Genomic DNA, 21,418 nt, shown 5'->3' on the forward strand with positions numbered 1-21,418 from the left:
ACGACACGTCTCTGGCCGCGACGCTGGATCCGGCGATCGTGAATTCGACCGACACCCGTTATATGTGGGCCTCAGAGGCGAAAGTGCAGTGCGCGATCGCCATCGGGTTCATGAAGAACGATCTGCGCGACGAAGACTCGATCCGCAAATGCGACGCTGCATGGCTGCGCTGGCAGGCTGCTCCTCCGCCGCCTCCCCCGCCGCCACCGCCTCCGCCGCCCGCGGTTTGCAACACCGGCAACTTCATCGTGTTCTTCGACTGGGATAGTTCGACAATCACGCCCGAAGCGGCCAGCACGCTTGATGGCGCCATCGCCGGTCTGGCCGATTGCGACACCGTATCGGTTCAGCTTGGCGGCTATACCGACACCTCCGGCTCGGACACCTACAACATGGGCCTTTCCGAACGCCGCAACGATGCGGTCGAATCCTATCTGACCGCGCGCGGCGTTACCGACAGCGCGATCAACAGCGCCGCATTCGGCGAAAGCAACCCGCGCGTTCCAACCGCCGATGGCGTGCGCGAGCTGCAGAATCGCCGCGTCGAAATAATGGTCCAGTGAGGGGGACGGACATGAAAACCTATCTCAAGTTCGCCGCCGCTGCCGCAGGCCTGCTTTGCGCCTCGGTTTCCGGCACCGCGCTCGCTCAGGGCGCTCCCGTCTCGCTGCAGGAAGCCGTCGCCGTGGGCGTCGATTCCAACCCTGAAATCAGCCAAGCGCAGATGAACAAGGAAGCCATCCAGTTCGAGCGCAAGCAGGCGCAAGGGCTGTACGGTCCGCGCATCGACATCGAAGGATCGATCGGTGCCCGCAACCTTGAAAACCCGACGCGCCGTTCGCTTGGGATCGCCAGCGACTGGCTCTACCCGATGGAAGCGAAAGTTGCCGCCGACTGGGTGGTGATCGACTTCGGTCGTCGCCGCGGCGAGCTGCTGCGTCAGGCATCGCGCGTCGACGGCGCCTCGCTGCGTGTTCTGGAACGTTCGGAATTCGTCGCCCTGCAGATTGCGCGTCAGTATCTGGATGTGATGCTGCAACAGCGCGTGATGGCCGCATCGATGGACAACACCGCGTTCCACCGCGAACTGGTGGGCAGCCTGACACGGGGCGTCGATCAGGGCTCGATCTCTATCGCCGACCAGCAGCAGGCAGAGGAACGCCTTCAGGCCGCCCTCGTCCGGGAAGCGGAATCGGCGGAAACGCTGAAGAACGCGCAGATCCGCCTGCAGTCGCTGACGGGCCTGACAATCGACAACGTCATGACCCCGCCGAACCTGTCGGCCATGATGCCGACTGGTGAGGAAGACGCGATCGGTCTTGCCCGCACCCGCAACCCGCTGGTGTTGGAAGCCAAGGCCGACGTCGATGCGGCGCGCGCGCTCGCCGAGAGCGCGAAGGGCGATCTTTACCCGACGATCGGCGTCGATGCCTATGCCCGCACGGGTGACGATATCGACGGTTTCAAGGGAACGACGAACGACCTGATGGCCCGCGCCTATCTGAAGTGGAACATCTTCGACAGCGGTATCAACCATGCCAAGTATCAGGAGATGGTCCGCCGTTCGAGCGAGGCCCGCTTCCGCCTGCACACGCGTGAGCGTGAGGCGGAAGAGGACGTGCGCATGGCGTGGAACGGGCTGCAGACGCAAACCCGCATCGTTGGCGATCTGACGACGCAGAGCAGCGTGACCGACGGGTTGCTGGAATCCTATCAGGGCCAGTTCAACGTGGGTCGCCGTTCGCTGCTCGACGTGCTGGATGCGCAGAACACCCGCTATAACGTGCAGGTCCGCCTTGAAACCGCGCGCTTCTCGGAAATCTTTGCCCAGTATCAGGTGCTAGCCGCAACCAACCGCTTCCTTGAAGCGCTGTCGGTTCCGCCGCACTATGGCGCGGGCGAGACCGAGCGTGATCGGTTCGATTACGGCCCGCATATCCCGGCCGAACGGGAAAGCCGGGTCTATCCGAAGTAAGGGCTGCGCCTGCGCAGCTTTAAGGAACTGAGGTCAAACTCCGTGAATTCCGCTGCGCCGGAAAAGTTCGAGGCGTCTTCGGCCAAGCCGGAGACAAATGCAGCCAGGCAGGTCGATCCGCTGATCGCCTGCCTGGCTCGCATCGCCCGGCATTTCGACACACCGTTCGCCACCGCGACACTGGCATCATCGCTGGCATTCGCGCCGGATGGCACCCTGCCCTGGCACCAGGCCGGACCGGCGCTGGAATTGCTGGGCCTGAATTACGACGAGAGCCCGGCAAAGAAGCTGCCGCTCGTCAATTCATTCTATCCGCTGATCCTGCGCGATGCCGAGGGCGGTCTGACCGTCCTGCTCGACCGCAATGGTGATGACGTGCTGGCGTGGCAGCCGGGCGATGAAAAGGATGCGTGGCGCCCGGCAAGCGATCTGGCCACCGGCGGCAAGCTTACGCTGCTCTCAATCGAAGGCGACCCGTCCGCCCTGCGCGATGCGGGGCAGCCGTGGCACCAGCGCGCGCGTGCGCACTGGTTCTGGTCTGAAATCAGCAAACGTCGCCGTGAATTCTGGCCGGTGATCGTCGCGTCGGTTGTGATCAATTTCCTTGCGGTCGCGCTGCCGATCTTCACGATGAACGTGTACGACCGCGTGATCCCGAACCGCGCCGGTTCCAGCCTGTGGGTGCTGGCCATCGGTGTGCTTGTCGCCTTCACGCTGGAGTTCTTCCTGCGCAAAGCGCGAACCAACGTGCTGGACGAGATCAGCCGCGATATGGACATCAGCCTGTCGCAGAAGATCTACGCCCGCGTGATGTCGACGCCGCTGGCGGCAAAAACCGGGCATACCGGCAACCTTGTCGCGCGGGTCAGCGAATATGCCATCGTGCGCGATTTCTTTGCGGCGACGACGATCACGTTGATGGTCGACGTGTTTTTCCTGTTCATCTTCATCGGCTTTATCGCGATCATCGCCGGCCCGCTGGCGCTGATCCCGCTCGTTATCATCACCGGCATGATTTTGCTCGGCATCCGCCTGCAACGCCAGATCACTGACAGCACGCGCGATGCGCAGGCCGATTACGGGCTACAACAGACGCAGTTGGTCGAGTCCATCGCCGGTCTCGAAACGCTGAAGTCCATCGCCGGCGAAGGCGAAATGCTGGGTCGCTGGCGGCGCATTTCCGACATGGCGAGCCGCTCGCAAAAGCGGCTGCGCGAGGTCAACTCGACCGCTATCGGCGCGGCGGCGACGTTCCAGCAGATTTCAACGATCTCGCTGGTCATCGGCGGCTATTACCTGTTCGATGCGGGCGTGATTTCAATGGGCGCGATCATCGCCATCGTCATGCTCGCCTCGCGCGCTCTCGCCCCGGCTGGGCAGTTGGCCTACCTCCTCACCCGCTGGAAGCAGGCGAGCGAAACGCTGGATTCTATCGAACATCTCTGGGACGGCCCGGATGAGCGCCGAATGGGCAGTTCCTCGCTGCCGCCGCAGGTGCGCAACGCGAATATCGCGCTTCAGGGCGTAAACTTCTCCTACCCCGGTTCAAGCGTCCCTTCGCTGAAAGACGTGAACCTGACGATCCGCCCCGGCGAGCGCATTGCGATCATCGGGCGTGTCGCGGCGGGCAAGTCGACGCTGGGCCGCATCCTGTCGGGCCTGTTCGAGCCGGACGAAGGCGCGATGCTGATCGATGGGATCGACTCCCGCCAGTATCGCCCGCACGACATCCGCCGCAATTTCCGTTTCGTGGCGCAGGATTCGAACCTTTTCTCGGGTACCATCAAGGACAACCTCGCCCTCGCAGGGGCGCGGGCGAGCGAACAGCAGTTGATCGGCGCGCTGCGCAAGGTCGGTGCAGATCGCTTCCTGTCGCGCGATGCGGGCGGTTTTGATCGTGCAATTGGCGAAGGTGGGCGCGCACTCTCGGGCGGGCAACGCAACTTCCTTGCCCTCGCCCGCGCGTTCGTCGCGCCCAGCCACTTGCTGTTTCTGGACGAGCCGACCGGCGCGATGGATCAGCAGACCGAGAAACTGTTTATCGAGTGCCTGTCACAAAGTCTGACACCCACGCAAACGCTGGTTGTGGCGACTCACCGTCCCGCGTTATTTGCGTTGTGTGAACGGGTTATCGTTGTGAACGACGGTCGTATCGTCGCCGACGGACCCAAGGACGAGGTTATCAGAAGTGCCGGAATCGACCGTGCCAGCTAGCCCCGGATCCACCGGCAGGCCCACCAAGCGCCGCTTTGGCGCGCAGGCAATTGCGCTCTGGCTTTTTCTGGCCGCGCCGCTGCTCATCTTCGGCGGCATGTCCGTGTTTCCCGTTGGCGTCGACGAAGCGAAGGCCGTCTCGCTGCCGATGGAGACAGTTCGCGAACAAAAGCGCGAAGTCGTCGCCCTGACCGAAGGCAAAAGCCGCGCCCTACTTGCCAAGGGCGATGGGGCGAAAGAGCGCAACGCGACCATCGCTTTCTCATCTCAGCCGGTCGAAACCATGCGCGGCTTTGTGGCTGCCAACGTCCCTGCCAATGCACAACGCTGTTTGACCCAGGCCATCTATTACGAAGCGGGTTTTGAACCGGAAGACGGCAAGCGCGCGGTGGCGCAGGTCGTTTTGAACCGCGTGCGGCATCCGGCCTATCCGAACTCGGTCTGCGGCGTCGTCTATGAAGGTTCGAACCAGCGCGTCTGTCAGTTCAGCTTTACTTGCGACGGCGCTCTCAGCCGCCCGCCCGCCGCTGGTGCATGGGCATCCGCCAATCGCATCGCGAGAGAGGCACTGGCAGGCCGCGTGGAAAAGAGCGTCGGCAGCGCGACTCACTACCATGCCGATTACGTCGTGCCGCGCTGGGCCTATTCATTGGGCAAGGTGCGCCAATTGGGCAGCCATATCTTTTATCGCTTCAACGGCGGGCTTGGCAGCGCAAGGGCATTCAGCGCGCTTTACAGCGGGTCTGAATCGATCCCGTCTGTGCGTATGGCGGACACCCCAACGAGCGGTGGCCCCGACCCGCAGACTGGCCGCTATGAAAACGGTTTGACCGTCGCGCCCGACGTCAAGGACCGTCACGCCAGCAGCGACATCGGCGGAAGGTTGGACACAACGAAGGAATGGCGGCTCGAATTGCCAAAGGCTGGCCGGTACAAACAACTGGTTGCGGCGCATGGCGATGCGAAGGCGCCGGCCAAGGCTGAGCCCGCCAAAACCGCAACCGCAACCGCCGCACCGGGTTTTGGCGATCTGCTGACAGAGGACGCGGAACCGGGCGCATGATCGACAGGTTGAAGGCACGCTGGGCACGACTTGATTCAAGTCGCAGGCTGATCGTCGTGGCGGCGATCGGGCTGGTCGTCCTGATCGTCTGGGCCGCATTTGCCCCGCTGGACGACATCACGCGCGGCCAGGGCAAGGTCATCCCCAACAGCAAGGTGCAGCTGGTCCAGGCCGCCGACCCCGCTACCGTCGAGGAAATCCTTGTTCAGAACGGCGAACAGGTGAAACGCGGGCAATTGCTGGTCCGTCTGAACGACAGCGAGAGCGCGAGCCAGCTGGGTCAGCTGGAAACCGAGACTGCGCGCCTGTCGCAACGTGCCGACCGCTTGCAGCGCGAAGCCAGCGGCAGCGGCACCGGTTGCGAGCCGGGCAGCGTTTGCGCAGAAGAACAACGCTTGCAGCAGGTTCGCCAAGCTGCCGCACGCAGCCGCCAGCAGGCATTGGCCGCCGCGGTCGAACAGCGCCGCCGCGATCTTAGCGAGGGTCAGGCCACCGCGCAGTCGCTGGAGAGCAGCCTAGCCCTGGCCCGCGAACAGGTGCGCATGCTGGAGCCGCTCGCCAAGCAGGGCATCGTACCGCAGACCGAACTGATCACCGCACAGCGCGATGTGGTGGATATGCAGGGCCGCCTCTCTGCCGCGCGTCAAAGCGTGCAGCGGGCCAGCGCAGCCGTGCGCGAAGCACAGGCTGACCTGTCCAGCGCCCGGCTCGACTTCCAGCAGCAGGCACTTAACGAGCGCAGCGAACTCGCAACCCGGATCGCGGTGAACGAGGAGTCGATAAAGGGCGCCGCCGCACGCGTTTCGCGCAACGAATTGCGCGCGCCCGTCGATGGCATCGTCAACGATCTGCAGGTCACGACGGTAGGCGGCTTCGTCTCACCGGGTGAACAGATCATGCAGGTCGTACCCACCGGCGACCGCCTGTTGGTAGAGGCCAAGATCCGCCCATCCGACATCGCGTTTATCAAGGTGGGCGACCCGGCCAATGTAAAGGTCACCGCCTTCGACTTCTCGATCTACGGTGGCCTGCGCGGCAAGGTCCGGCAGATCAGCGCTGACAGCGTCTATGACGAAAACGAGCGTGAGAGCTATTACCTTGCCCAGATCGAAACCGACCGTGCTTTTATCGCGCATGGCGGGCAGAGGCTGGCGATCATGCCCGGCATGATTTGCGAGGTTGAGATCATCACCGGCCGCAAGAGTGTGCTGACCTATCTGTTGAAGCCGATCACGCGCGGGCTGAACACCGCGCTCACCGAGAAATAGCGTCTGCTTAAAACCCGTGGAGAAAGCGCTTGTCGGCGCTGAACGACAGGATCGGGCGGTAGTCGTTGGCGACATCGCCATCGAGCAACGCGTCGCTCGCATTATCGAGCATTACCGAGCGACCTTCGATCTTGACGATCAGCACCGCGTGATCTGCGCGACGGACCAAATCGCGCGCGATGGTCAGGTACATGTCATCGCGTGGAACACCCAGCCCCGCGAGCAATTCCATCTTGGCGATCGCATAGTCTTCACAATCGCCCTTGCCTCGTGAAAGCGTTTCGCTGGCCGTCGCCCAATAATCGGTCTTGCCATAAAGCTTTGCGTCGTCGGTAAAGGCGACGCGCGCGTTGACCCAGGCGTTGACCCTGGCAATGCGCTTTTCAAGCGATGCCTCGCCCGCATCAATCGCGGACAATGCGGCCGTGTTCAGTCCGGAACCCGCCCCACTCACCCGGCGCCAGTCGGCATCGAAGTTGGTCTTCGAGATCGGTACGACGCGGCTTTGCAGAAAGTCGAACCGCTTCGCTTTTACGACGGGGCGCGCCGATACGAACGGCTTGGCGCAAGTGATGCCGATATAGGCGGAGGGTTGTAGCGATGCGCTGGCCGCCTGTGCAGCGATGGCAGGCATATAAGACGGGCGGTTCTCAATGGCGGCGGTTTGTGCGGCGCTTAGCGTGAAAGAAGGGTTTGCCTGTTTCGCGCGCATCGCTTCCAAAGCCGACATCGGCTTGGCTCGAGAGATGTGCGAAGTAGCGATTGGCGCGGCGGGTGCGCTGGCTTTGCAAGCCACGGAGCTGGCGAAATTGGTCACTGCCGAAGCGATGATGGCCGATCCTGCAACCGGAGCCTGCGCCTGCGAAGCGACCGGCACGAAGGCGGCCGCTGCGAAGGCGAGCTTGGCAAGGCTGCGAACCTTGGGGGAAAGGGGCGCACTGGGCATGAAGCCCTTTTGGCCCGGCACCACTCAAGGATTGCTTGTCGGATATGCTTGCCCGAATTGGTTAACGTCGCGGACGTAGAATTGCGGAACTTCGCGCGCTTAAACGACGTATGGATCGCTGGCTTGTGTGCCAAAACAAGCGCATCGGACAGGTCAGCGTTTGGTTAACGCTGAGCGCGGAAACGGCCCAGCCATTGGTTAACGCCGGGAACTTTCGCGATGCCCGGGATAAATATCTGGCTTCGAAACCGGCTCTTACCCGCGCTGTACGTCATGAACCTGAGACGGAATCCGCACCTCCAGCCCGTCCAGTGGGGCGTCGAGCACGATCTGGCACGACAGACGGCTGGTCCCCTGCACATCGGCGGCAAGGTCGAGCATATCCTCCTCGTCCTCAGACGAGATTGGAAGCTTTCCGAACCACGCCGGAGCGACCACGACATGGCAGGTTGAACAGGCCATCTGCCCCTCGCACGTCCCTTCTAGCGGCATTCCGACAGCCTGGGCGACCTTGAGCAGGCTGTCACCCTCAGCAGCTTCGGCTTCCACCTTCTCGCCCTTTGCGGTCACGAAGTTGACGTGCACCATGTGGTCACAATCCTTGCGTTCGGGCCGCGGCGTTAATTGCGGCTGCCGCCAGTTCCAGATCGTCCATTCCCGTATATCGCCCGAAGCCTATCCGGATCGAATTTTTCGCCATTTTGTCACTCAGGCCAATCGCTTGCAAGACCCGGCTGGGTTTGCCCGAACCGGATGCACACGCGGATCCTGCCGAAATCGCGACATCGCGTACATCGGACAAAAGTCTGGCAACATCGAGGCCCTCTTGCCGCAGGTTCAGATTGCCGTGCCAACGCGCGGTCTCGCTGCCGTTCAGCGTCCACCCGTCGAACAGATCGCGGGCGCGGGTCCACAGTGCCTCGATGTGCGCGGCGTCGGGTTCCATCCGCTCTGCGGCCAGCTTTGCCGCCGCGCCGAACCCTGCGCAAAGCGCTGGGCTAAGCGTGCCGGATCGCAGGCCGCCTTCCTGACCGCCGCCAGTGATCAGAGGTTCCAACGTCAGCCCGTCGCGCACCCACAGCGCCCCGATGCCCTTCGGCCCATGCAGCTTGTGCGCGCTAATCGCGATCATGTCGGCCATGGCGATAGGAATGCGACCCGCGGCCTGGACCGCATCGCAGAGGAGCAGCGCCCCTGCCGCCTTTGCGGTTCGCGCTATCTCGGCCACCGGCTGGATCGTGCCGATCTCGTTATTGACCTGCATCACCGCGACTAAGCCAACGTCAGCGGGCAACTCGGCGGCAGGATCGACCAGCCCCTCCCGGTCGACCGCGATAGGATGAAAGGCATTCGGCAGCGCCTCCGCCGTATCCCACACGGCGGCGTGTTCGATGGCCGAGGCCGCGATTCCCCGCCCCGCCCGAACCGGTTTGCAGCCCCGGATGGCAAGGTTGATCGCCTCTGTCGCGCAACTCGTGAAGATCACCGTCCCGCCCGGCGGAAACAGAGCCGCCACCCGATCGCGCGCCAGCTCAACCGCCGCCGCCGCTTGCCGCCCATAGCGGTGCGGGCTGTGGGGATTGCCGAAGCCCACCCCATCCGGCCCATCCAGCCAGCGCAACATCGCATCGCGCGCCTCTGGTGCCAGCGGGGTTGTCGCCTGATAGTCGAGGTAGATCACGCCGCCGCCTGCTGCGCCAGCGGTCGCCATGCTTCGAGGAAGCGACCGATGTCCTCCTCGGTCGTATCGCGCCCGATCGATACCCGGATCACCTCGCCCGCCGCCTTTTCGTCAATGCCCATCGCAGTCAGGACATGGCTGGCCTTCAGCGATCCCGAAGAGCAGGCGCTCCCCGCCGAAACCGCGATGCCCGCCGCGTCCAGCCGGATCAGCTGCGCCGCCGCCGAAAATCCGGGAATGCGATAGGACCCGATGGTGGCAATGCGCGGGCTGGCGGCAGCGATAACTTGGCCGCCCGAGTCGATCACCGCATCCTCCAGCATGGCGCGAAGGCGGAGCGCCTCGTCCATCCAGTCGTGCCCCATCTCCAGCGCCGTCGCCATCGCCATCGCGCCCGCCACGTTCTCCGTACCGCCCCGATAGCCGCGTTCCTGCCCGCCGCTAGGCGCGATCAGGCCGAGGTCGCGGACCAGCAATGCGCCGATCCCCGGCGGCCCACCAAATTTGTGCGCACTGATCGCGGCCATGTCGCACGGCGGTAGGGCAACTTTGCCCGCCCCCTGCGCGCAATCGGCCAACAGCACGCCGCCCTGCGCCCGCACGACATCGTAGAGCACACCCAAAGGCTGCATCACGCCCGTCTCGTTGTTCACTTGCTGCACGGCCACCAGCGTATCCATCGCATCCTGCACCGCATCGGCAGCCACCAATCCGCCCGCATCGACCGGAATGAAGCGCGCACCCGGCGCTTGCCGCGTAACCGCCTCGTGCTCCACCGCGCTGACCATCCTGCGTGTCGCGTGCGACCGGCCCAGTGCAATGCCCAGAGCCTCGCTCGCCCCGCTTGTAAAGATGACCTCGCCCGACCAGCCCAGCGCCCGCGCCACCCGTTCGCGCGCATTTTCGAGTGCGCGCCGCGCCGCGCGGCCCGCTGCGTGCGGGCTGGACGGGTTGGCCGAAAGCACCAGCCCTTCGCGCATGGCCTCCAGCGCCTCAGCCAGCACCAGGGCCGTCGCCGCGTGATCCAGGTAAGTTCGCATTCGAGGGTCTAGACCAATCCGCTTCGTTTCAGGGCAGGCAAAACAGTAGTATTCGCCCGCAATTGCCTTTACGCGCGCGGTTTCTATATAGGCTTCGCACCAAAGTCACACCCCGCCCCGGTTTCTGTGTGACTGGCCGAATTTTTTCAAAGCGAGGATCCACTTGCCCTCCGTAATCTTTCCCGGACCAGAAGGTCGCCTCGAAGGTCGCTTTCACCCTGCCCCCCGCCCGCGCGCTCCGCTGGCGATGATCCTGCACCCGCACCCGCAGGGCGGCGGCACGATGAATGAGCGGATTACGCAGGCGCTGTTCAAGGACTTCGTGTCGCGCGGCTTTGCCGTGCTGCGTTTCAACTTCCGCGGCGTGGGCCGCAGCCAAGGCAGCTTCGACAACGGTATCGGCGAATTGTCCGACGCCGCCGCCGCGTTGGACTGGGTGCAGACCATCCATCCAGAGGCGCAGGTGACGTGGATCGCGGGCGTTTCGTTCGGCGCGCTGATCGGCATGCAGCTGATGATGCGCCGCCCGGAAATCCGCGGCTTCATCTCGATCGCGCCGCCCGCGAACATGTACGATTTCTCATTCCTCGCCCCCTGCCCTGCTTCGGGCATCATCATTCAGGGTGCGGCGGATACGGTGGTGACGCCGAACGCGGTGCAAAAGCTGGTCGACAAGCTGCGCACGCAAAAGCACATCACGATCCACCATGACGAGATTCCGCGCGCGAACCACTTCTTCGAGCATGAGTTCGACGAGCTGATGCGCTCGGTCGACAATTACCTGAATTTCCGTCTGAACCCGGATTGTCCGATCCGCTAACGGCGCGCGTGGATTGGGCGATCAGTCGGCGTGCAAGTTGACCCGATCACCGTCCCGCCACTGCGGCGGTGCGAGCTGAACGCGCCCGCTGCAATGGCGGACGAGCAGTTCGAGCTGATCCGCCTCTACCGCGCTTGTGAATTCGAAGCCGGCGCAAACGCCCCGATCATGCCAGCGGACCACCGCGGCGAGCGGGTACAGCCCGTCGATGAAGACGGTAACCTCATCCCCGATGAAGAGATTGCGTGATGGGTTCAACAGGCGACAACCCCATGCGGACACGTCGCTGACCGAGACGAAGACATCCCCGCCCATGGGCGAGCGATAGCAACCCGCTACGCGAATTTCCCACCGCTCATTCCTGCGCCGTCCCATGGGTGTGCCATAACAGCGGGTGACGTAACGGAATCTGGTCCGATAATTAAGGGATTGCCCGTAAACGCGCTGGAGCGGGCGAAGGGAATCGAACCCTCGTCGTAAGCTTGGGAAGCTTCTGCTCTACCATTGAGCTACGCCCGCAAACCGCAATTTCGCGCTGTTTTGGATGGTGGGCGGTAACGGGTTCGAACCGCTGACCCTCTCGGTGTAAACGAGATGCTCTACCAGCTGAGCTAACCGCCCCAATCCAGACACGCGCCGTTACAGCGGCTTGGCGACAACCGCAAGGGGTTCAAACGCGATCTGCCTGTGCAACCGCATCGCTGGCACGCAACGCGCTGATCATGCGGGTCAGATGGGCGAGGTCGCGTACCTCTATGCCAACCTCGTAGGTGCCGAACAGGTCATCGCGTGAATTCAGGCTGAGCTGCGTGATGTTGGCGTGATTCGCCGCAAAAACGCCGGTCATTTCGGAAAGCGTACCCAGCCGGTTGTATAGCATCACCCGCAACAGGCCCGTCGCGCCATCGCTGCGCGGGTCCCACGAAAGATCGATCCAGCGTCGGTCGTCCTGCTCTCCCAGTGTCAGGCAATCGATCGTGTGCACCTCGATCCGGCGACCATCCTTCACGCCGACGATGCGGTCGCCCGGCACGGGGTGGCAGCATTCGGACAGGGTAAACTCGGCATTCTTGGGCAACCCCCGCAACCGGACGGACCGTGCCGGTGCCTGCCAGAAGCTGTCGTCGGGCAATTCGGCGGCGCTGCCGGGGACGAGCGCCTCCATCACGTCTTTCTCGGTCAGCTTGGCGCTGCCGATGGCCAGCATGAGGGCGGTGTCGTCATCCAGATCGAGCCGCTTCAGCGCGCCGTTCAACGCTTTCTTGCCGATCTTCATCGGCATGCGCGCGACGATGGATTCGTAAAGCTCCTGCCCGATGCGCGCGGTTTCCTCGCGCTCTTTCTGGCGAACAGAACGCCGGATCGCGGCGCGGGCCTTGGCGGTGACGACGAAGGACAGCCACGACAGTTGCGGCTCGCTGTCCGCCCCCTTGATGATCTCTACGATATCGCCGTTCGCCAATGGCGTGCGCAGGGGCATGTGCCGCCCATTGATCTTGCAGCCCACTGCGCTAGCGCCAAGGTCGGTGTGGACCGAAAACGCGAAGTCCACCGGCGTCGCGCCTTTCGGCAACTGGTACAAGGCACCCTTGGGCGTAAACGCGAAGATGCGGTCCTGATAGATCGCCAACTTGGCGTGCTCGAGCAGTTCCTCGGCATCGGCCGCGGTATCCAGAATCTCGATCAGGTCACGCAACCAGCCGACCTGCCCGTCCGGCCCATCGCCCCGTTGCTTGTAGGCCCAGTGTGCAGCGAGGCCGAATTCGTTGGTTCGGTGCATGTCGTGGGTGCGGATCTGCACTTCCACGCGCATCGAATTTTCGTAGATCAGCGAGGTATGGAGCGAGCGATAGCCGTTCGACTTCGGCGTAGAGATATAATCCTTGAACTTGCCCGGAATCATCGACCACGTCCGGTGCAAAACGCCCAGCGCGCGATAGCAATCCTCTGTGCTGTCGGTCAGCACACGAAACGCCATGATGTCGGTGATCTGCTCGAAACTGACATGTCGTTCGGCCATCTTGCGCCAGATCGAATAGGGGTGCTTTTCGCGGCCCGATACCTCGACCTTGACCCCGCCCTCGGCCAGCGCCTGTTTTATGTGCAGGGCGATCTCGTCGACCTGTCCGCCCTCGGTGCTGCGGATCTGCGCCAGCCGCCCGGTGATGGTGGCATAGGCCTCGGGCTCCAGCTGCTCGAACGCCAGCAACTGCATTTCGCGCATATATTCGTACATGCCCACGCGCTCTGCCAGCGGGGCGTAGATATCCATCGTCTCACGCGCGATGCGGCGGCGCTTGTCGGGGTTGGATATGAAATGCAGCGTGCGCATGTTGTGGAGCCGGTCGGCCAGCTTGACCAGCAAGACGCGCAAATCCTCGCTCATGGCCAGAAACAGCTTGCGCAGGTTCTCCGCCGCGCGCTCATTCTCTGGCATCTGCTCGATCTTCGAAAGCTTGGTCACGCCGTCGACAAGGCGGGCGACGTCGCTGCCGAAGTTCTTCTCGACATCCTCGATCGTGGCCAGCGTATCCTCGACCGTGTCGTGCAACAAGGCAGTGATGATCGTTTCCTGATCCAGCTTCAGATCGGTCATCAGGCCCGCCACCTCAACCGGGTGGCTGAAGTACGGATCGCCGCTCGCCCGCTTTTGCGTGCCGTGCTTTTGCACCGTGTAGACATAGGCGCGGTTCAGCAGCGCCTCGTCCGCATCCGGATCGTAGGCTTTTACCCGTTCGACAAGTTCATACTGGCGCAGCATCGCGGGCCACGATGTGCGCATTCATCGCTGCGATGCAATGGGAATATCGCGTTTTTGCGCGCTGTTGTGGCCCTTGTGCGGACCGGATGCGTGCCAACTGCGATCAGATGGCGATCAAGGGTGCCGGAACCTTGATGTTCAAGACCGCGACCGGGACAAAATCCACCGCCGCCGTTTCGTCGAACTCGTCTTCAACGATAGGTATTTCCGCTTCGGGCTGGGTTTCCTCCACCGCCTCAGGTTTGGTCACCTCATCCATCTCGGGCTCGACCGGATCAAGCCCGTCCGCATTACCCGATTCGCCAGTCATCAGCGTCGTGTTCTGCCTGATGAAGTCATCGCCGTCACGCACCCCAGCGGTGAAGACGTCGATGTCGCAATTGAACTCCAATCGCTCGGCAATCTCGCTAAGGCTCTTCACTTCCTTGTTGCGAAGCGCGTTGATGCGGGCCTGACGCTGCAACAGGTAGATGTCGCGCGTGGCGGCATAATCGTCGCCGCAGCGTTCGCGAATCGTGTCGATCTGCGCATCGGTCTGCACGCGATCTTCCAGCGAATGCAAAGCACCCAGCGGCAGCGAATAGTACGGGCTGTTGAAAGGAGGCCCTGCGATGGCGGGCACGATCGAAAGATCGACCACGCGCCCGAAAAGATCGCGCACCGTCGTCGATCCGATCAGCGGCAGATAGAGATAAGGGCCCGACCCCACGCCATAATAGCCCAGCGTATTGGCGAACCCGTTCCGCTCATGCGGAATGTTGAAAGGTGCCTTGCTGGCGTGATCGAACAGGCCGCCGATGCCCAGCGTGGAGTTGATCGCGAAACGCCCTGCCGCCTTGAACGCGCGACCCGGTTTCAGCTGAAGCGTGAAGTTGATGAAATTCACCACTTCGCCAAGGTTCGACAGGAAATTGCCAACGCCATCGCGGATGGGTTTTGGCAGACCCTTGTCATAGGCGTGCGCCAGCGGTTCGACCACAGCCTCGTCCACCGCCTGCGCCGCCTTGTAGGTCTGGACATTCACCGCCTCTGCCGGATCGCCTTCGGGCGCGCCGACTTCGCCGGTGACGAGGATCGCCTCGCCCTCATCTGCCGTAGCCTCTACCTCGGAAGTCTCCTGCGTTGCGACCGCTTGTGGCGTCTCAACCGTCTCATCGGTTAGCGGCGGTGTAGTCCCCGCCCCTTGCGCCGCAATGGTAACGACAGTCGATTCGACAGGCGATCCACCTTGCATAGCGTCGGCGCAAGCGGCCTCGGCGGTACAGGCGACTCCGGCATTGCCCAGGAAAACCGCGACGGCGAGAGTAGATACGACCATGATTCCCCAACAAAATTCCGTGCCCGAACCGCAGATGCGCGGCGCGGGATATGTCTTTGTACCGAATTACAACACCTTGTCGCAATGCGGTAAAGATCGCGTTGCCGCAATGCCACACATTTCGAGGGGGCGCGAAGATCAGCTCCAGCTAGCTTCCGGCGGCAGGCTCATAAGGATGGCGTCGATGTTCCCGCCGGTTTTCAAGCCGAACAAGGTGCCGCGATCGTAGACGAGATTGAATTCGGCATAGCGCCCGCGCCATTCCAGCTGGCGGCGCTTGTCCTCGCTATCCCACTCCATGCCAATACGGCGGCGGACGATCCTGGGATAGACTTCCAGAAACGCGTCGCCCACGTCGCGGGTATAGGCAAAGTTGCGCTCCCAAGCGGCAAGATCTTCGCATTCCAGATGGTCATAGAATATGCCGCCGACCCCGCGCGAAACACCGCGATGGGGGATGAAAAAGTATTCCTCCGCCCATTTCGAAAACCGGTCGTAATAGGTCGGGTTGTGCTTGGCACAGGCAGCACGGAAGGCCGCGTGAAACTCTTCGGTATCTTCCTCGTATGGAATCGGCGGGTTCAGATCCGCACCGCCCCCGAACCAAGCGGCTTGCGTGGTAAGGAAGCGAGTGTTCATATGCACGGCAGGCACGTGCGGATTTGCCATGTGCGCGACAAGGCTGATGCCGGTGGCTGTGAACTCGGGGTTCTCCTCGCTCGCGCCGTTGATCGTACCGGCGAACTGCGGGGCGAAGCTGCCGTGCACGGTCGATACGTTGACGCCGACCTTTTCGAACACCTTGCCCTTCATAACCCCGCGCGTGCCGCCGCCAGGGTTTTCGTTGCCTTCCTCTTCGCGCGCCCAGCTCGTGTACTCGAACCCGGCGTCGCTTCCCGCCTCGCGCTCGATCGCTTCGAAAGCGGCGCAGATGCGGTCGCGCAAATCCTCGAACCACGTTTTTGCGGCGGCGGTCTGGTCTGTCCACTGGGTCATGCAGATGCGCTTGCCAAAGTGGGGGCGCTGCGGCAATAGCCGGTGTATGGTTCCCGTTTCGTTCGCCCCTTTTTCTTTTGCGCAAGATGAATGGCGCATGGTCGATGGCCGTGCGCTGTTCTGGCCGAGAGAGAATGCGCTGCTGGTCGCGGACCTGCATCTCGAAAAAGCGAGCTTTTACGCAAAGGCGGGCCAGCCCCTCCCCCCTTACGACAGCCGCGAAACGCTGGAGCGGGTGGCGGGCGCCATCAAGGCGACGGGCGCACGGCGGGTGTTCACGCTGGGCGACAATTTCCACGACGGCGAAGGTCCGGACCGGCTGGAGCCGCACGCGAAGGGCATGCTCGATGCGCTGACCCGCGCGGTCGACTGGGTCTGGATCACCGGCAACCATGACGAGAAGGACGGACTGCGCCGCGCCCCCGGCGGAACGCAGCTCGGCGAACTGGCCGTAGGCGGCGTCTTGCTGCGTCATAGGGCAGAGACTGGCGAAACCCGGCCCGAACTTTCTGGCCATTTCCATCCGCGCCTGCAGGTATCAATCCGGGGCCGCCGCATCGTGCGCCCTTGCGCGGTGCGCAGCGAAAGTCGCCTTGTCCTGCCCGCTTTTGGATCGCTGACCGCTGGAATGGATGCCGCCGATCCGGCGATCCGCGCCGCGCTGCAACCCGCGCGAGAGGCCGACGCCATCGTCCCGGCGGCCGGAAAGTTGCTACGATTCCCCTTGTGGAGCGCGGCGGCATAGCCACATTCCCGGTGGAACCCGCGCCCTGCGGGTGCATATACCCTTTAACTGACGCGCGTTTGTCGATATGAGCGCGCGCGGAAGGGGACCGTAAGCATTGCCGTTTTACGGCCCAACCACCATATTTGATTTACGTAAGCCGCCACAAGGAGAAGGCCCCATAGCACGTCCACCCCGCCGCTCGCTGCAACCGCCGGTCAAGAGCGGGCCGCGCTTTAACGAATTCATTCAGGCGGACAAGGTTCGCGTCATCGATGACGAAGGCGAGAATCTGGGTGTGCTGTACACCCGCGAAGCGATCGAGCGTGCGGCTGACGCCGGGCTCGACCTGGTAGAGGTTTCTCCCAACGCCGATCCGCCGGTCTGCAAGTTCCTCGACGTCGGCAAGTTCCGGTACGAGGCGCAGAAGAAGGCGAACCTCGCCCGCAAGACGCAAAAGACGCAGGAACTCAAAGAGATCAAGATGCGTCCGAACATCGACGATCACGATTACGATGTGAAGATGCGCAACGTCGTCAAGTTCCTCGACAATGGCGACAAGGTGAAGTGCACGCTTCGCTTCCGCGGTCGTGAGATGGCGCACCAGGAACTGGGTATCGAACTGCTCAACCGCGTGCGTGCGGACGTTGACGAAATCGCCAAGGTAGAGGCATTTCCCCGCCTTGAGGGCCGTCAGATGGTGATGGTGCTCGCGCCCAAGTGAGCCCTGACTGGAGCCTGCCCGTCAGTCGGCGGGCGGCTCCCACAATTCAATCGCATTACCCTCCGGATCGTGAATGCGGGCGAATCGCCCGGTTTCAGGCGAGTCCCAGTCGGCCCGTCGTTCCGCCACGATTCCCGACACCTCCAAACGTGCGACCAGCGCTTCGAGGCCGGACACGCGGAAATTCAGCATGAACGCCTTGTCGGCAGCGAAATAATCGCTGTCGGCGGGAAAAGGCGCGAAGACCATCGGCCCGGCCTGCGGATGCCAGAACCATTCGGCTCCAGCCGCATCGCCGCCATTACCGCAACCGGCTCCGACCGACAGGTGATCGCGATACCACGCCGCCAGCGCTTCGGGGGCTTTCGCCCGAAAGAACAGCCCACCCATGCCAAGCACTTTGCCGTCCATCTTACTCCCCGATCGCTGACCCGCGCGGATAAGGCGCGACGGTCACCGGAAACGCAAGCCTTGTTGCATTGCAGCACACTTCGTGCGTTACTCTGCGGCTATGATCCGCGCCGCCCTGCACCACGCCACGAGTTACCACTATGACCGCCCGGTCCAGCTTGGACCGCAAGTCGTTCGATTGCGACCCGCACCGCACAGCCGGACTGCGATACCCAACTATTCACTGAAGATCGGACCAGCCGGGCACTTCCTGAACTGGCAGCAGGACCCGCACGGCAACTGGCTGGCCCGCATCGTCTTTCCCGAGAGGGTGACGAAATTCTCGATAGAGGTGGACCTGATCGCGGACCTGACCGTGATCAACCCATTTGACTTTTTCGTCGAGGAAAGCGCCGAAGAAGTCCCCTTCGCTTACGAACCCGAGCTTGCCGAAGAACTGTCGGCCTATTTCGAGGCGGAACCGGCTGGCCCGCTGTTCGAAGCACTCGTCGAGGAATTTCGCGACTGGACGGGCCGCACCATCGATTTCTTTGTGGCCGTCAATCAGGCGCTCGAACAGAAGATCGGCTATGTCGTGCGGATGGAACCGGGCGTGCAACCGCCCGAGGATACGCTCTCGCTCGGCACCGGATCGTGCCGCGATACGGGCTGGTTGCTGGTCAACTTGTTACGCCGCCTCGGCTATGCCGCGCGGTTCGTGTCGGGCTACCTGATCCAGATGAAGGCCGATGTGGAGCCGGTCGAGGGACCGAAGGGGCCGGAAGCGGACTTCACCGATCTGCATGCATGGTGCGAGGTCTATGTGCCCGGCGCGGGCTGGATCGGGCTGGACCCGACCAGCGGGCTGTTCGCGGGCGAAGGACACATCCCGCTGGCCGCCGCGCCGCATTACCGCTCCGCCGCGCCGATTACCGGCGTAGCCGAACCGGCGGAGGTCGATTTCCACTTTGCGATGAACGTCGACCGCGTGCACGAAGCGGTCCGGATCACGAAACCTTTCACCGACACCCGCTGGGAAGCGCTACTGGCGCTGGGCGACAAGGTGGACGAGGACCTGATCGCGCTAGACTGTCGCCTGACGATGGGAGGCGAGCCGACCTTCGTTGCTGCCGACGATCCAGAGGCTGGCGAGTGGAACGGCGATGCCGTGGGGCCGACGAAGGCGAAATATGCCGACAAGCTGATCCGCAAGCTTCGCACCCGGTTCGCGCCGGGCGCGTTGCTGCATCACGGTCAGGGCAAGTGGTATCCCGGCGAAAGCCTGCCGCGCTGGGGCTATACGCTTTACTGGCGCAAGGACGGCAAGCCGCTGTGGTCGAACCCCGACCTGATCGCCGTCGATCCTGACGAAGACGCCGAAGCGAACCTCGACGCAGGGTCTGCGGGGCAGTTCCTGAACGCCGCAGCCTCGCAGCTCGGGGTTCAGGCGGAATACGTCCAGCCAGTATACGAAGACCCCGAAAAGTGGGTGGAGCGCGAGGGCGAACTTCCCGTCAACGTCGAGCCGGGCGATCCCAAGATCGACGATCCCGAAGAACGCGAACGCATTGTCCGCACTTTCACGCGCGGGTTGTCCAAACCGGTCGGCTATGTCCTGCCGATCCAGAAATGGCAGGCCCGACCCGCGAAAGGCCCACGCTGGAAGTCCGAGCAATGGACGGTGCGCAAAGGCAAGCTGACCGCGGTGCCGGGCGATTCCGCGCTGGGCTATCGCCTGCCGCTCGGTTCGCTGCCTTGGGTGTCGAAATCGGAATATCCCTACATCCACCCGCGCGTGGAAACCGATGCGCAGGCCCCGCTGTCGGACTATCGCGAGCAAGCTGCGCGGAAAGGCCGCGACGATGCCGAGCGCATGACCGAAGGTGGCGGCGATCAGCGCTTCGAACGCGTCGAGACTGTCGGTGCGGCGCATCAGGATCGCGTGGAGCAAGAGATTATCGCCGGGGCCGTGCGCGCCGCGATGACGGTCGAACCGCGCGGCACGTACCTTTCGGTTTTCATCCCGCCGCTGGAATCGATGGAGGATTTCCTCGAACTTGTCGCCGAGATCGAGACGGTGGCCGAAAAACTGCAGATGCCGGTTCGGATCGAAGGCTATCCACCTCCGCCCGACCCGCGTGTGCAGGTTCTGAAAGTCACGCCCGACCCCGGCGTGATCGAGGTGAACATTCACCCCACGGGTTCATGGCGCGAACTGGTCGACGTGACCGAGGGACTTTACGAAGACGCCCGCGAAGTGGGGCTCACCGCCGACAAGTTCATGGTCGACGGTCGTTCGGTCGGCACTGGCGGTGGCAACCACCTCGTCATGGGCGGGGCGACCTTCCCCGACAGCCCCTTCATTCGCCGCCCGGACTTGCTGAAGAGCTTCGTTCTCTACTAGCAGCGGCATCCCTCGCTGTCCTACCTGTTCTCCGGCCTGTTTATCGGCCCAACCAGCCAAGCGCCTCGCATCGACGAGGCGCGGCACGACAGCCTCTACGAACTTGAAGTCGCTCTGAGCCAGGTGCCCCCGCCCGGCGAGCCGCCGAAGTTTCCGTGGATCGTCGACCTGTTGTTCCGCAACATGCTGGTCGATGTGACGGGCAACACCCACCGCACCGAGATCTGCATCGACAAGCTCTATTCACCCGATGGCCCGACCGGACGCCTCGGCCTGGTCGAATTTCGCGGGTTCGAGATGCCACCAGACCCGAAGATGAGCGTCGCCCAGCAACTTCTCCTCCGCGCCCTGATGGCTTGGTTCTGGCGCGAACCGCAGGATGGTAGCCTCGTCCGCTGGGGCACCAGCCTGCACGACCGGTTCCTGCTTCCGCACCACTGCTGGACCGATTTTCTCGAGGTGCTGTCCGATTTGCGTCACGCCGGGTACGACTTCGACCCGCAGTGGTTCGAGGCGCAACGCCAGTTCCGCTTTCCCACCCACGGGGGGATCGAGGCTGGCGGTGTCGTCCTGGAAGTCACCCACGCGCTCGAACCGTGGAACGTGCTGGGCGAAACCGGCGCGATCGGGGGCACGGTGCGTTACGTCGATTCCAGTACCGAGCGGTTGCAGGTTTCCGCGCGCGGCCTCGTCCCCGGCAGGCACGTGATCGGCTGCAACGGCAGGCGCGTGCCGATGCATCCGACGGGGCGGCCCGGAGAGGCTGTCGGCGGCGTGCGTTACAAGGCTTGGGCCCCGCCCTCGTGCCTGCATCCGCTGCTCCCTGCGGATGCTCCGCTAACCTTCGATGTGTTCGATACTTGGAACAATCGCTCGCTGGGCGGTTGTGTCTATCATGTGGCACACCCGGGTGGACGTGCGTATGATGATGTTCCGGTCAACAGTTACGAGGCCGAGAGCCGCCGCAGGGCGCGCTTTCAGGACCACGGGCATACGCCGGGCAATGTGGACGTTCCGCCAGAAGAACACGGGGGAGAATTTCCGATGACGCTGGACCTGCGCCGCCCGGCGGGACTGCACTGAGGATGTAAGGC

General features: G+C 63.1%; 16 protein-coding genes, 2 tRNA genes and 2 pseudogenes. 9 read left to right on the forward strand and 11 right to left on the reverse strand.

Annotation, left to right across the window (positions count from 1 at the left end; translation table 11 throughout):
• Nucleotides 1–182: 182 nt before the first annotated feature.
• The 5 genes and pseudogenes from AB433_RS21255 to AB433_RS09760 all read left to right on the forward strand — a co-directional run.
• Nucleotides 183–563: pseudogene (locus tag AB433_RS21255) on the forward strand (OmpA family protein); the annotation flags it as partial.
• Nucleotides 564–574: 11 nt separating this feature from the next.
• A complete protein-coding gene (locus tag AB433_RS09745; protein WP_047820864.1) occupies nucleotides 575–1,975 on the forward strand; it encodes a TolC family protein in 1,401 nt (466 codons plus the stop codon).
• Between the two features lie 42 nt (nucleotides 1,976–2,017).
• Nucleotides 2,018–4,189: an ATP-binding cassette domain-containing protein gene (locus AB433_RS09750; RefSeq protein WP_082134871.1), complete on the forward strand. Its 2,172-nt coding sequence runs from the start codon at nucleotides 2,018–2,020 to the stop codon at nucleotides 4,187–4,189.
• Nucleotides 4,164–5,252: a cell wall hydrolase gene (locus AB433_RS09755; protein WP_156170774.1), complete on the forward strand. Its 1,089-nt coding sequence runs from the start codon at nucleotides 4,164–4,166 to the stop codon at nucleotides 5,250–5,252. Before AB433_RS09750 ends, AB433_RS09755 begins: the two co-directional genes overlap by 26 nt.
• Nucleotides 5,249–6,520, forward strand: a complete 1,272-nt coding sequence (locus AB433_RS09760) for an HlyD family type I secretion periplasmic adaptor subunit (protein ID WP_047820865.1) — start codon at nucleotides 5,249–5,251, stop codon at nucleotides 6,518–6,520. The genes AB433_RS09755 and AB433_RS09760 overlap by 4 nt, the downstream gene beginning before the upstream one ends.
• A gap of 7 nt (nucleotides 6,521–6,527) precedes the next feature.
• On the opposite strand, the gene AB433_RS19480 is transcribed toward AB433_RS09760, so the two are convergent.
• The 4 genes from AB433_RS19480 to AB433_RS09780 form a co-directional block, all read right to left on the reverse strand.
• Nucleotides 6,528–7,466, reverse strand: a complete 939-nt coding sequence (locus AB433_RS19480) for a transglutaminase-like cysteine peptidase (protein ID WP_245626632.1) — start codon at nucleotides 7,464–7,466, stop codon at nucleotides 6,528–6,530.
• Between the two features lie 255 nt (nucleotides 7,467–7,721).
• Entirely contained in the window at nucleotides 7,722–8,054 is a 333-nt protein-coding gene (locus AB433_RS09770; RefSeq protein WP_047820866.1) for a 2Fe-2S iron-sulfur cluster-binding protein, read from the reverse strand.
• A 4-nt stretch (nucleotides 8,055–8,058) separates the two neighbouring features.
• The gene (locus tag AB433_RS09775) at nucleotides 8,059–9,147 is read right to left on the reverse strand and encodes a cysteine desulfurase family protein (protein WP_047823797.1); all 1,089 of its coding nucleotides are present in this window, start codon (nucleotides 9,145–9,147) and stop codon (nucleotides 8,059–8,061) included.
• The gene (locus AB433_RS09780) at nucleotides 9,144–10,187 is read right to left on the reverse strand and encodes a cysteine desulfurase family protein (protein WP_047820867.1); all 1,044 of its coding nucleotides are present in this window, start codon (nucleotides 10,185–10,187) and stop codon (nucleotides 9,144–9,146) included. The genes AB433_RS09775 and AB433_RS09780 overlap by 4 nt, the downstream gene beginning before the upstream one ends.
• A gap of 163 nt (nucleotides 10,188–10,350) precedes the next feature.
• Here AB433_RS09780 and AB433_RS09785 point away from each other — a divergent pair, with 163 nt between their 5' ends.
• Nucleotides 10,351–11,007, forward strand: a complete 657-nt coding sequence (locus tag AB433_RS09785) for an alpha/beta hydrolase (protein WP_047820868.1) — start codon at nucleotides 10,351–10,353, stop codon at nucleotides 11,005–11,007.
• Between the two features lie 21 nt (nucleotides 11,008–11,028).
• On the opposite strand, the gene AB433_RS09790 is transcribed toward AB433_RS09785, so the two are convergent.
• The 6 genes from AB433_RS09790 to hemF all read right to left on the reverse strand — a co-directional run bounded on the left by AB433_RS09790 (nucleotide 11,029) and on the right by hemF (nucleotide 16,082).
• The gene (locus AB433_RS09790; RefSeq protein WP_082134872.1) at nucleotides 11,029–11,382 is read right to left on the reverse strand and encodes a PilZ domain-containing protein; all 354 of its coding nucleotides are present in this window, start codon (nucleotides 11,380–11,382) and stop codon (nucleotides 11,029–11,031) included.
• Nucleotides 11,383–11,452: 70 nt separating this feature from the next.
• Nucleotides 11,453–11,526: transfer RNA gene (locus tag AB433_RS09795), tRNA-Gly, on the reverse strand.
• 26 nt (nucleotides 11,527–11,552) lie between these two features.
• Nucleotides 11,553–11,628 (reverse strand) — tRNA-Val (locus AB433_RS09800).
• Between the two features lie 49 nt (nucleotides 11,629–11,677).
• Entirely contained in the window at nucleotides 11,678–13,768 is a 2,091-nt protein-coding gene (locus tag AB433_RS09805; protein WP_047823799.1) for a RelA/SpoT family protein, read from the reverse strand.
• Between the two features lie 103 nt (nucleotides 13,769–13,871).
• Entirely contained in the window at nucleotides 13,872–15,086 is a 1,215-nt protein-coding gene (locus tag AB433_RS09810; RefSeq protein WP_053059100.1) for an MlaA family lipoprotein, read from the reverse strand.
• Nucleotides 15,087–15,224: 138 nt separating this feature from the next.
• Nucleotides 15,225–16,082, reverse strand: coding sequence for an oxygen-dependent coproporphyrinogen oxidase (hemF, locus tag AB433_RS09815; protein ID WP_047820870.1), 858 nt, complete (start codon nucleotides 16,080–16,082; stop codon nucleotides 15,225–15,227).
• Between the two features lie 46 nt (nucleotides 16,083–16,128).
• Between hemF and pdeM the strand changes: the two genes are divergently transcribed.
• The gene (gene pdeM / locus AB433_RS09820; protein WP_047820871.1) at nucleotides 16,129–16,827 is read left to right on the forward strand and encodes a ligase-associated DNA damage response endonuclease PdeM; all 699 of its coding nucleotides are present in this window, start codon (nucleotides 16,129–16,131) and stop codon (nucleotides 16,825–16,827) included.
• A 184-nt stretch (nucleotides 16,828–17,011) separates the two neighbouring features.
• Nucleotides 17,012–17,530, forward strand: a complete 519-nt coding sequence (gene infC / locus AB433_RS09825) for a translation initiation factor IF-3 (protein WP_082135049.1) — start codon at nucleotides 17,012–17,014, stop codon at nucleotides 17,528–17,530.
• Between the two features lie 21 nt (nucleotides 17,531–17,551).
• Here infC and AB433_RS09830 read toward each other — a convergent pair whose 3' ends face one another.
• On the reverse strand, nucleotides 17,552–17,941 hold the full coding sequence (locus AB433_RS09830) for a VOC family protein (protein WP_047820872.1): 390 nt from the start codon (nucleotides 17,939–17,941) through the stop codon (nucleotides 17,552–17,554).
• Between the two features lie 100 nt (nucleotides 17,942–18,041).
• On the opposite strand from AB433_RS09830, the pseudogene AB433_RS09835 reads away from it, so the two are divergent.
• Nucleotides 18,042–21,407, forward strand: a pseudogene (locus AB433_RS09835) (transglutaminase family protein).
• The last annotated feature ends 11 nt before the right edge of the window (nucleotides 21,408–21,418 follow it).

Origin of the sequence: Croceicoccus naphthovorans, from assembly GCF_001028705.1 — a bacterium.
GTDB lineage: Bacteria > Pseudomonadota > Alphaproteobacteria > Sphingomonadales > Sphingomonadaceae > Croceicoccus > Croceicoccus naphthovorans.

Coding starts and splice junctions, on each gene's coding strand:
- AB433_RS09760 (WP_047820865.1), top strand. CDS start 5,249: ATGATCGACAGGTTGAAGGCACGCTGGGCACGACTTGATTCAAGTCGC.
- pdeM (WP_047820871.1), top strand. CDS start 16,129: ATGGTTCCCGTTTCGTTCGCCCCTTTTTCTTTTGCGCAAGATGAATGG.
- AB433_RS09810 (WP_053059100.1), bottom strand. CDS start 15,086: ATGGTCGTATCTACTCTCGCCGTCGCGGTTTTCCTGGGCAATGCCGGA.
- AB433_RS19480 (WP_245626632.1), bottom strand. CDS start 7,466: ATGCCCAGTGCGCCCCTTTCCCCCAAGGTTCGCAGCCTTGCCAAGCTC.
- AB433_RS09790 (WP_082134872.1), bottom strand. CDS start 11,382: ATGGGACGGCGCAGGAATGAGCGGTGGGAAATTCGCGTAGCGGGTTGC.
- AB433_RS09780 (WP_047820867.1), bottom strand. CDS start 10,187: ATGCGAACTTACCTGGATCACGCGGCGACGGCCCTGGTGCTGGCTGAG.
- AB433_RS09830 (WP_047820872.1), bottom strand. CDS start 17,941: ATGGACGGCAAAGTGCTTGGCATGGGTGGGCTGTTCTTTCGGGCGAAA.
- hemF (WP_047820870.1), bottom strand. CDS start 16,082: ATGACCCAGTGGACAGACCAGACCGCCGCCGCAAAAACGTGGTTCGAG.
- AB433_RS09770 (WP_047820866.1), bottom strand. CDS start 8,054: ATGGTGCACGTCAACTTCGTGACCGCAAAGGGCGAGAAGGTGGAAGCC.
- AB433_RS09805 (WP_047823799.1), bottom strand. CDS start 13,768: ATGCTGCGCCAGTATGAACTTGTCGAACGGGTAAAAGCCTACGATCCG.
- AB433_RS09745 (WP_047820864.1), top strand. CDS start 575: ATGAAAACCTATCTCAAGTTCGCCGCCGCTGCCGCAGGCCTGCTTTGC.